General features: G+C 53.1%; 2 protein-coding genes. Both read right to left on the reverse strand.

The features are described from left to right. The coding region (locus L5470_RS12535) for a hypothetical protein (protein WP_499500164.1) at window positions 1-250 on the reverse strand (250 nt) is incomplete at its 3' end. 302 nt (window positions 251-552) lie between these two features. Further along, window positions 553-2,859: a heavy metal translocating P-type ATPase gene (locus L5470_RS12540; RefSeq protein ID WP_499500165.1), complete on the reverse strand. Its 2,307-nt coding sequence runs from the start codon at window positions 2,857-2,859 to the stop codon at window positions 553-555. Window positions 2,860-3,521: the final 662 nt, after the last annotated feature.

A 3,521-nucleotide genomic window follows, 5' to 3' on the forward strand; every position in this document is an offset into this window, starting at 1 on the left:
CTTTGGCTGTTTTTCGATTCGCCCCAACCCTGGCACAAACCCTGACTGCCTGATTAGCACTCAACCCAAACTGTTCTCGCAGGTCGTTATAGACCAACGACTGAATCGTTGTTTTGCTGGTTGTTTTGGGTTTGACTCGCTCATTGGCATAGTTGCAAGCAGCAGCAAACGCCTGAAGCACTGCCTCAATCTTGGCATTTTGTTCGGGTGTGGTTGCAAGTTTGCAAACTAGTGTCAGAGTTTGTTTCATCCTCTTATATTCTCACCCGTGACTATGAAAAACAAGCGTACTAAACCTGGCAATTTCGGGGGTATTGAACCCCTCTCAATTGCCGCTCCTGTCCCTCCCCGACCTGAAGGTGCGGGGCTTCTCGGAGGTTTTCTGTGAGCTACAGGTAGAGCGCAGGGCGTCCGGCATAGCTAAGACCAACTGACAGCAAGGCTTACCGATTGCCGCAGAACCGTACTACACAACCCGAACGAACAAGGACGACACACCCAGCGATCGCCCCGCAGAGGCAGAACTGCATCGACAGCCACTGCGGGATGCGCTCATACAGAGCGATGCTGCGGTGGAATATGCTGGACTGGATGTTCTGGGTGCGTGGCTTCCCACTCCGCAAGGAACTCTTTGGTATCTTTGACTGGAGGTAAGGGCAACGCGCCTCCCGGACCAGTCAAGGGGCGTAACCCGTTGAGTTCCGCCAAGATCGCGGTTCCATTGTTAATGACCACCGCAAGGATAGGATCAAGGGCAAAGAAGATGCCTGACAGCAGCGCACCAATGTTTGGAATGGCTACAATGGCTGTGTTTTGCCAGACAATTTCCATGGCTTGCTTGGCAATGCGAATAGCAAGGGTTAGCCCCCGCAAATCATCTTCCATCAGCACGACATCTGCGGTCTCCCGAGCAATATCCGTAGCACCAGCAAAGGAAATAGACACATCTGCATAGGCCAAGGCCGCGGAGTCATTGATGCCATCACCGCAGAAGGCAACTACTTTACCGCTGTCGTGGAGACTGCGCACCACCTCAACTTTCTTTTCGGGAAAGGCTTCAGCGTAGATATTCTGGGGAGCAATGCCAAGATCCTTCGCCACCGCACGAGCAACTCGACCCACATCGCCCGTGAGCATATGGGGGGTAATGCCTGCACCTTTGAGTTCGCGAATGACCTCGGGGCTTTCATTGCGCATCGGGTCACTGTAAAGGATGACACCAATGAGATGGCCATCACCAGCAATATAAACCAGCGATGCCCGCCCAGAATTGAGATCCGGGAACCGCTCATTCAGTTCGTTTAGGCAAATGTTCTCCTGATCCATCATGCGGCGGCTGCCCACCCGCAGATCCACACCCCGAACCTTGGTCACCACCCCTAAGCCCACACGGTATTCCCAGTCTTCGCAGTCGTAAAGGGGCACGTTTGTCTCGCGGGCATGGCGGACAATGGCTTCAGCAACCGGATGGGTCAGCCCTTGCTCGGCACTGGCAGCCATACTGAGGATGTCCTCTGCACTGAAACGGGGATCCATCACTTTAATATCGGTAACCCCTGCATGCCCTTGGGTGAGGGTGCCGGTTTTGTCAAAGACGATGGTGTCAATCTGCGCCAATTTTTCAATGGCGCGGCCACTGCGGATCAAGACACCGTGCTGCGCTGCGTAGGTGAGGGCAGAAAGAATGGTCGTGGGCACCGATACGCGGATCCCTGTCCCTAGATCAAGGGTGAGCAGGGCGATCGCCCGATTCAAGTCACCGGAGAGCAGTCCCACACCAGTACCAATGGCAAGGGTGGGAATCACCGCTCGGTTGGCCACCGCCGCCGCGTAGTTTTCAATACGAGTATCGTGCACCGGGGCAGCCTGCATGAGGCCGACAATAACTCCTGCGCGGGTATTGTTGCCAACCCGCTCAGCTAAAATGACCAGTTGGCCATCGACTAGGAGCGTTGAGGCAAAAACCTCCATCCCTTCACTGCGGGTAACAGGGACTGATTCCCCCGTTAGCTTACACTGATCAATTAAGCCGGTGCCCCGCAGCACAATGCCATCGACCGGAATTTGGTCACCGGGGTAAACAACGACGCGATCGCCTTCGACAATATCTTTAACTTCTACTTCTACCTCAACCCCATCGCGCTCTACAAACGCAGTCTTGCCAAGGCAGTCCAGCAGATTGAGATTAGCGCGCTCCGACCCACGGGCTGTCAGATCCCGAATGACTTCCCCCCCTTCGATTAACCCCAACATAAAGGAAGGAGCAAAATAATGACCTTGCATCGTGTGCAGCGCGATCGCCAACCCATCTAGAAAATCAATGGTTAACTGCTTTTCCTCTTGCAGAGCATCCCATGCCCGCTTAAAGACGGGCATCGCTCCAGCAATAACCACACTGGCAATCACATACCCCGGAATAGGCAGCCCCATGAGAGAGCCTAAGCTCAGCCCCAACCCCAAGGCGGGCAGCCCTAGGCGCTCCCAATAATTAATTTCATGACTTTCAGTTGCCGGCGCTGCTTTTTCTGCCGCTAGGACAGGTAAGTCCGGATTAGCTGCCACCTGAATAGACTCAAAAATCTGCCCCTGTACGGTTGCCAGTGCTTCGCCAAAAAGCTTGGGATTGTACTCCACAACTAAAGACCGCGCAGGCGGGTTAATCCGTGCCGTAGTAACAGCGGGTAAGGTTCCCACAATATAGAGGAGGCGTGCGCCATACTCCGCATCAACGCCCAAGCGGGGAATCCGAATCCGAAACCGTCCAGTGATCCAATGAACGACTTGATAATGAATCGTTTCTGCCGCAACAGTAGTGGCTAAATTCGACTCAGGGGAAGCACTGCGGGCAATGGTAGTCATGGTTGGTTCCTGAATGGGATAAAACTGTCAAGCACAGGTCGTATTCAAAGGTTTCAGAGGTATTCTATGGCTTGTAGCTGAGGTATTCTATGGCTTGTAGCTTAAGACACGGAGATGACAACATCATGGCAGCACTGTGAACCCGAAGTGACAAAAGTTGATTCAAATTAAAGCAGTCTATGCAATGAAAGGCAATGTGTCATGGGACGATTTATAGGAGTGATGTGGGCGGGCTAAAACCCCTCCGCTTTAGCGAGGGGATACAGCCAACTCAGGGGGCTTTAGCCCTCTCTATGTGTTAAACTAGAGACGTGGAAAGTAGGCGTATCAACTACGCGAAGAAACATCCTAGTACGGAGAAATCCCGGCAAGTAAGTCACTACCACTTTGGCGGCAAGCCTAAACCACTGCAAGCAATGGCAGGATGTTGAGCGTATCGAATTGGCTAGTGTTGAAAAGCGCGAAACCACGAACCGAAACATAAACGTAGTCCCAATAGCAGAAATGCTTGAGGTGAGTAGGGGGTCTTTGACTGCCCCCACCCGCATTAAGTTGTGGGTGACAGCTCAAGGGAAAAGCGAAGCAACGAGGCTTCAGCCCGTTGCGTAGCATCCTTTGGGAATCCCCTCTCTTTCAAGGAGGGGAGAAGTCAATTTGCCATA

Source organism: Synechococcus sp. PCC 6717, assembly GCF_022698185.1.
In the GTDB taxonomy this organism is placed as follows: Bacteria; Cyanobacteriota; Cyanobacteriia; order Thermosynechococcales; family Thermosynechococcaceae; genus Thermosynechococcus; species Thermosynechococcus lividus.

What these genes read in the sequence shown, in the direction of transcription:
- L5470_RS12540 (WP_499500165.1), bottom strand. Translation starts at nt 2,859, where the DNA reads ATGACTACCATTGCCCGCAGTGCTTCCCCTGAGTCGAATTTAGCCACT.